Origin of the sequence: Candidatus Accumulibacter vicinus (assembly GCF_000584955.1) — a bacterium.
GTDB lineage: Bacteria > Pseudomonadota > Gammaproteobacteria > Burkholderiales > Rhodocyclaceae > Accumulibacter > Accumulibacter vicinus.
On the sequence record NZ_JDSS02000004.1, the window covers coordinates 37,482 to 44,471 of the forward strand.

Genomic DNA, 6,990 nt, shown 5'->3' on the forward strand with positions numbered 1-6,990 from the left:
ATGTGCCAACCCGCAGGATCGCTTCGCATCACTTGCCGACGATTGCCTCCTTGTGTCAGTCTATGCGGGTTTGCCGCAAGTCAGGGCGTTACCGATGGTTGGAGGGAAGGGAGGCGAAATGAACGAGGATCTGCTTGACGCCGTGATCGTCACGATTGATGACCAGCATCTGGAATCGATTCAGACGGTGGCGGATGCTCTGACGCTCGCCGGGATGAAGGTTTCGGGCGTCTTGCCCACGGTGGGCATCATTTCCGGCAGCGTTGCGCGCGCTGCCATCAGTACGCTGAAAACCGTTCGCGGTGTGGCAGCGGTCGAACTCGACCAGGAGATGCGGGCCATCGGCAGCCCTCGGCAGCAATGATGCCCGGATCATGGTGGTCGCAGCCCATTGCCTCAGACACCCCCCTGGCGCGACTGACCCATTTCGACCATCCGGCGCGCTTCTGCGGAGAATTGCCGCGTCTGCTCGTCGTCGGCGTCGCGATCAATCGCTGACGGCGGCGTATTGATGCCTTTCTGCACCGCCGGGCGGGCGCGGATCTGTTCAAGCCAGCGTCGTAGCTGCGGCAGGTCATCGATGTCCACGCCTGACCAGCGATGCGTACGTACCCAGGCCCAGTTGGCGATGTCGGCGATCGAGTAGTCGCCGGCGAGGAACTCGTGCTTCTCGAGATGACCATCGAGCACCCGGAAAAGTCGCCTGCATTCACCCTGATAGCGATCGATCGCGACGGTGATCTTCTCCGGAAAGTAACGGAAGAAGACGTTGGCCTGGCCCATCATCGGTCCGATCCCGCCCATCTGGAACATCAGCCACTGCACGACCCGTGAGCGGCCTTTGGGGTCGTCGGGTATCAGACGGCCGGTTTTTTCCGCCAGGTAGAGCAGGATGGCGCCGGATTCGAAGACCACGAAATCGTCTTCAGCACGATCGACGATTGCGGGAATTCGACCGTTCGGATTGATGGCCAGAAACCATGGTTGTTTTTGTTCGTTATTTGACAGGTTCAGCGTGTGCATCGTGTAGGGCAGGGCGAGTTCCTCAAGGGCAATCGAGATCTTGTGCCCGTTGGGAGTTGCAGCAGTGTATAGGTCGATCATTCTTTGCGCTTCGTAGATTTCTGGGCAGGGCCGAGACCCAATTCAGGTGGCAAGCAGGCGGGGGTTCACGAATTTTACAATCTTCGCGCCATTGGGGGCGCGAAGATTTCGGCTGCGAACCGGAACCGGCGAGGTCAGCCTGCTTGCGGCTGCTCATTCCGCCCGCTGCGGCGGGCAATCCGGTAGCCAGCGAATCACCATAAAATTAATTTACGTCACTTACTAAATAATTAGGTGCAATCCTGAATGAGGTGTGCTATCGTTGCTGCATGGCAAATGGACTGGCACGTTATGAATTCAGCGAACGACTCGCCGACATTCTCGGCGAGTCGCGGCGCGATCTGCGCTTCCGCGTCACGCTGATGGTCACCGGGGGGCTGGTCGCTCCTGGACCGCGAGGGCGCGGCTCGCCGCCGGCGAGCCCACAATACGCCGCGCACCTGCTGATCGGGGCCATGGCGGCACCACAACAGTCGCAGACTCTTGAGGCCATTCGTTGTTATGCCGATCTGCGAGCGAACGCGGTCGCAGCGGGCGGCAACGCGCCGCGAGTGCTCTTTGGTCCGGCGATGGTCACTGCAGAAGCCGAACAGCGTCCCGAATTTCTGATCCGCCTGGATGGACTGTCCTTTGGTGAGGCGCTGGCTGGTCTGCTGGAACTGGCTTGCGCCGAGGAGACGCGGTCGATCGTTGCCAGCGAGCTGTTTGGCGTCTGGATCAACCGCGGCTGCCCGGTCGCCTCGCTGCAATTCAGCGCTTGCTGGCAAGGCCGGCGCGCCGTGATCAGTCATACCTATGGCCTGGCCCCGGACGCTGCTCCGCCGGCCTGGCTTGATCCCCAACGTGGTGGAGTGGTCGATCCGGGCCTCCTTCACACCGTTTTCTTGCCGGTCCGGAAATTGATCGAGATCGGTCTGTTGACCACCTTGTCCGATGACAGGAGTACGCCAATGTTGAACAAACTGGGCCATAAAGTGGCCGCCATCAAGAAGATGGCAGAACTCGCGGCGAAGACGCCGCACGGAAGTCGCTGGGAGAAACTGCTGTCGGCGCTGACCGCGGTGCAAGCCTGGTCGGAGCAGGTGGACGCGCAAGAGAACCGCTTGCTCGAAGTCACCGCATTCGGGTCGAATCCCGGCGAATTGAAGATGTACTGCCATGTTCCCGAACGCTTGCCGGCGAACGCGCCGCTGGTGGTCGTCCTGCATGGCTGTACGCAGAGCGCGGCTTCATACAACAAGGGCAGCGGCTGGTCCACCCTGGCCGACCGTTACGGCTTTGCGGTATTGTTCCCGCAGCAGAACTGGAACAACAATCCACTCCGTTGTTTCAACTGGTTCAAGCCGGAAGACCATCATCGCGAAAACGGGGAACCCTTGTCGATCAAACAGATGGTCGATCGGATGCTCAGCGATTACGGCCTGGATCGCGACCGGGTCTACGTCACCGGCACCTCGTCTGGCGGGGCGATGACCAACGTGATGCTGGCGACCTATCCGGAGGTGTTCGCGGGCGGCGCGGTGATTGCCGGCGTGCCCTACCGTACCGCCAAGGGCTTGCGGGAGGGCCTCGAAAGCATCTTCCAGGGACGTTCGCGTTCGCCCAGGGAGTGGGGTGAACTGGTGCGGGCGGCATCGCCGCACCCAGGACCATGGCCGAAGGTATCGGTCTGGCATGGCGACGCCGACACCGCCGTCAAGCCGGTCAATGCCGAAGAAACCATCAAGCAATGGGCGGACATCCACGGCCTCGACCTGCAGCCGACGATCCAGATGATGGTCGATGGCTACCCGCGCCGGGTCTGGCAGGGACCCGGCGGCGCCGAACTGATCGAGTCCTATACGGTCACCGGCATGACACACGGTGCGGCCCTGGACCCCGGTGCCGAGCCCCATCAGTGCGGCACGGCAGCCCCGTTCTTCAACGCCGTCGGAATTTCTTCGACGCACCGGATTGCCGACTTCTGGGGACTCCTTGCCGAGCGCCCGGCAAGTGTGCGTGACCCGGCCACGGCGGGGCAGGAAGCAGGGCGATCTGCCCGTGCGTCGACTGCCGGGAGTGCCCGCACGATCGACCTTGGTCAGCAGCGTACCTGCAAAGAAGACGCCACGCAGAAAACCGGGCCGGAAGACTACGCCTCCGGTACACAGGAGCAGCGTTCCGGGGCCAGCCGGCCATTCGGCCTCGACGTGCATGGCATCATTTCGGCCTCGCTGGAAGCGGCCGGCCTGCTCAAGCCGGGTACCAGCAGTCGCCGATCGGACAGCAAGGCGCCGCTTGGCATCGACGTTCCGGGAATCATTTCGACGGCGCTGGAGGCTGCCGGTGTATTGAAGGGCATCTCGCAGCGGTCGGCTTCGGCAGCTCCCGAAGCGATGCTGAAAACATCTGGCTGGGAAGGATCGGGATGGGAACTGCTGCTTGACGATCCGCGCGCCTTTCGGGGGGGCTCGATGCTCTACGGCCACGCCTCGTCAGGAGACCGCGGTGCCCTTGGCGCACGGGCGCAGTCGATTTCTCGGCGGATCAAACTGGGTTCGCAGCCTGAGCTAAGCTACGTGCGGCGACTGGATCTCAACGCCGGGGTCAACGATTACACCAGCGCGAGTTTCCGGGTTCTGATTGATGGCCAGGTGGTTGACGAGGTCACCGCCATCGGCATGGTCCACCAGGAAACCGAGTGGCTGCGCCAGGCGGCGATCGATCTGGAACGTTTTGCCAACCGTACGGTAACGCTGACCCTTGAAGTGGCTGCCTGTTCGAATAGCTATAGCACGGTTTACGCCAAGGCCTGGGTGGACCAGATCATGATTCACAACGCGGTCGATCTGGCCTGCTGTTGAGCGCAGATCCCACTCCGACACGTTGAAGATACGGCTGCATCATGGGGGTGTGCCGGGAAAGATCGTCCTTTGCCATACCCATGGAGTCAGGCAGAAACGATCTGATCGGCGGCCCCGGGTGCGCTCTCGGGATGGGTTCCGTGGTCAACCGTCAGGATTTCGAGTAGCGTCACCATGCCCTGGGCCGCGTGTTCGAGGGACTGTACGTCGTCAGTCGTGACGTCGCCAGGGGCCGAGCGCAGCCGCTGATGGATTTCGACAATGTGTTCGGCATGATGCAGCAGGCGTCCGCGGATTGCGTTGAGTTGCTGTACCTTGGCGATGGTGGCTGCGCGCAGCTCGGTGATCATTTCATCTCGCGCTGCTGCGCTATGGGCGTGCTCGAGCTCGCGTTGGGCAATCATCTCGTTCATCGACGTTTTCCAACAGTCGAGGAAGTTGGCCCGATGTTCGAGCAGCGCGTTCAGTGATTCCGCCATGGCGTTGATTTCGTCTCGCCCGCCGGGCACCGCCAGGACACGCGCGGTTGGCGCGCCATAGGCGAGGTCGTCGAGCAGACCGGCCATTTGCCGGACCTTGCGAACGATGCGCGTGGTCAGGGTGATCACGAAGATCAGTGCGAAGGCAAGCGCGCCGTACATCGCGATCAGGCCCAGGTGGACGCTGGCCCGCGAGGATTCGGCGATGGCCTCGACGCGGGCGGCCATCATCTGGTTGGCCTGATCGACGTTGGCCGTGATCAGCGGAGCAATCTGCCTGGCGGCAGCGTCCACCTTCCTGGTCAGCGTCATGATGCTGGCGCGCTGCGCTACCAGCAGCAGGAAACCCTGCTGGTAATCGAGCAACAGGCCGGCGAGGAGCGCCTTGTCGGTCTCGGAAAGTGGAGATGCCGCGATCTGGGAACGGATCGTCCTGGCCATTTCCACCAACATCGTGACGTAGGCCTCATCGCCGCGAAGCAGAAAATCCTTCTCATGCCGTCGGAGCTTGAAGATGTTGGTTTCCAGATGGGGGACGTGATGGGCCCTGAGAATCGCCTCGATGCGATGTGCCGCATCCCGGAACGGTCCCATGCCCCCCCCGACGTCAGCGGTCTTGAGTGCGTTGTCGGCATAGGGTTCGAAGGTTCTGGCGTAGACGACCAGCTCGGACAGCAGTTTTTGTTTCACCGTTGCCTGCAGCCCTGAGCCCTGAACGAGTTGGCGAAACTCCTGGATCAGTATTCGAACCCGATCCCGGTAAGCCGGATCGTGGCGCAAGGCCAGGTCTTTTTCGCTGCGACGAATCTGCAGCAGAATGGTATACAGCGGGTCGACGTAGTACTGTGCGGACAATTCCTGCAGGCGATGGACCTTCTGGCGGAAAGCGCCCTGGATGCCGGAGTTTTCATCCAGCCCGATGCTTCGCCAGGCCTCGGCGACGGCACGGAAATTTTCCTGATAGGTGGTCAGTAGCCTCTGGAGTTGTTCGGCCGTTTGCCGGGAGTGTTGATCCACAGCCGCCAGTGCTGCCACCTTGGCGCGCATGACCTGCAGATGCTGATCGACATCTTCGGCGAAGTGCTCCCGGCGCTGGAGCAGGAAGTCTTTCTCTGCATCGCGTGCGGCCGCCATCTCGATTTCGATTTCGAGAGCCAGCGATTTGCGGACTTCGAAGACGCTTTGGAGTTGCTGATAGTCACCAAGCACCGACTGCAGGGTCTGGTGGTAATGCCAGACGACGCCGACGAACAGCAGGCCGACGACGGCGAAGCCGAGCCCGATCTTCTCGCCGATCCGGAATTGACTCCAAACCTTTTCCACATTTCGCTCCTGGTTGGTGAGCGCTGTCGTTTCTTGTGCGGAAGTGGCGTCAGCAACTCACGAGTCTTTCCTCTCCCGCGCTTGGGAGGGGAGTCTGGGGGTGGGGAAAACGGTCAGGGCTTTCATGATCCGGGGTGTCTCAAATTGCCATGACCGCTAGGGGGACGGGTGAAGGGCTACACCAGCTCGTTTGCGCGGGTGCCTTGCCGCCAGCGTCAACAAGCGACAAGGCGCTACATGGAAAAGTATATCTGATCTGTCGTGACGAAGTCCGGTTCACTCCCGTTTTTCATGCCCTTTCCAACCGCTTTCAACAGCTCAGGATCATTCGCGCAATAGAGACAAATGAGACCAAGGCTGCGGGGGAATGTCATAAGAGACTACGCAGGGGGTGACTCGTCGACGCGCTGGTAGCCGTGTTTTGCCCGCCGTGCCGCCATCATGGCCATCAGTTTTTCACCGTCCGTGGTGCTGTCGACCGCAACGATCCGGACTCTCGATCGGCGATAACCGCCGTAATAGACGACGACGGCGAGGCCGAACAGGTCATGGCCCAGCTCAAAGCAATAGAAGCGGCCATCGGGGCGTGTCCAGATTTCCATCGCGCTATCGTACCGGTTTTCACGCATCGTTGAATGCTGGCGTGAATAACGCTAGGGATACAGGTGACAGCGTACCGTATGGGTGGCTGACAGCGTGCTCGTCCCGGGATAGCGTTCGCGACAGGGGGCACTGGCCTGCCGGCAACGCGGATGGAAATGGCAGCCGCCTGGCGGATTGGCCGGCGAGGGGATTTCTCCCGGCAAGCGGATGAACTCCGGCTGTGCCTCCAGGCGCGGACTCGGCACGGCGGACAACAGGGCGCGCGTGTAAGGGTGCTGTGGCGATCGCAGCACTTCATCGACTGTTCCCTGTTCGACGATACGGCCCAGGTACATCACCGCCACGGCGTGCGCCAGATGATCGACGACGGCGAAGTTGTGGGTGATGAACAGGTAGGCGAGCCCGAGATCGACCTGCAAGTCGGAGAGCAGATTGAGAATTTGCGCCTGCACCGAAACGTCAAGCGCCGAGGTCGGCTCGTCGCAGATCACCAGGTCGGGCTGTACCGCCAGCGCGCGGGCAATCGCGATACGCTGCCGCTGCCCGCCCGAGAACTCGTGCGGGTAACGTCCGGCGGCGGCTGGATCAAGGCCCACCTGTTGCAGGACGGCGGCGATCGCCGCCGCGCGCTCCGGCCG

General features: G+C 61.7%; 6 protein-coding genes. 2 read left to right on the forward strand and 4 right to left on the reverse strand.

Annotated elements, in window-relative coordinates; genetic code table 11:
* Positions 1-364, forward strand: a 364-nt coding sequence (locus CAPSK01_RS00345) for a hypothetical protein (RefSeq protein ID WP_273702795.1), incomplete at its 5' end; no start/stop codon positions are given.
* 32 nt (positions 365-396) lie between these two features.
* Here the strand turns inward: CAPSK01_RS00345 and CAPSK01_RS00350 are convergent.
* On the reverse strand, positions 397-1,104 hold the full coding sequence (locus CAPSK01_RS00350; protein WP_034920847.1) for a glutathione S-transferase N-terminal domain-containing protein: 708 nt from the start codon (positions 1,102-1,104) through the stop codon (positions 397-399).
* A 269-nt stretch (positions 1,105-1,373) separates the two neighbouring features.
* Here CAPSK01_RS00350 and CAPSK01_RS21285 point away from each other — a divergent pair, with 269 nt between their 5' ends.
* Positions 1,374-3,947: a PHB depolymerase family esterase gene (locus tag CAPSK01_RS21285; RefSeq protein ID WP_273702796.1), complete on the forward strand. Its 2,574-nt coding sequence runs from the start codon at positions 1,374-1,376 to the stop codon at positions 3,945-3,947.
* Between the two features lie 86 nt (positions 3,948-4,033).
* On the opposite strand, the gene CAPSK01_RS00360 is transcribed toward CAPSK01_RS21285, so the two are convergent.
* The 3 genes from CAPSK01_RS00360 to CAPSK01_RS00370 form a co-directional block, all read right to left on the reverse strand.
* Positions 4,034-5,749: a HAMP domain-containing protein gene (locus CAPSK01_RS00360; RefSeq protein WP_034920849.1), complete on the reverse strand. Its 1,716-nt coding sequence runs from the start codon at positions 5,747-5,749 to the stop codon at positions 4,034-4,036.
* A gap of 380 nt (positions 5,750-6,129) precedes the next feature.
* On the reverse strand, positions 6,130-6,378 hold the full coding sequence (locus tag CAPSK01_RS00365; protein WP_273702797.1) for a hypothetical protein: 249 nt from the start codon (positions 6,376-6,378) through the stop codon (positions 6,130-6,132).
* A 24-nt stretch (positions 6,379-6,402) separates the two neighbouring features.
* A partial coding sequence (locus tag CAPSK01_RS00370; protein ID WP_034920854.1) for an ABC transporter ATP-binding protein occupies positions 6,403-6,990 on the reverse strand: 588 nt, incomplete at its 5' end.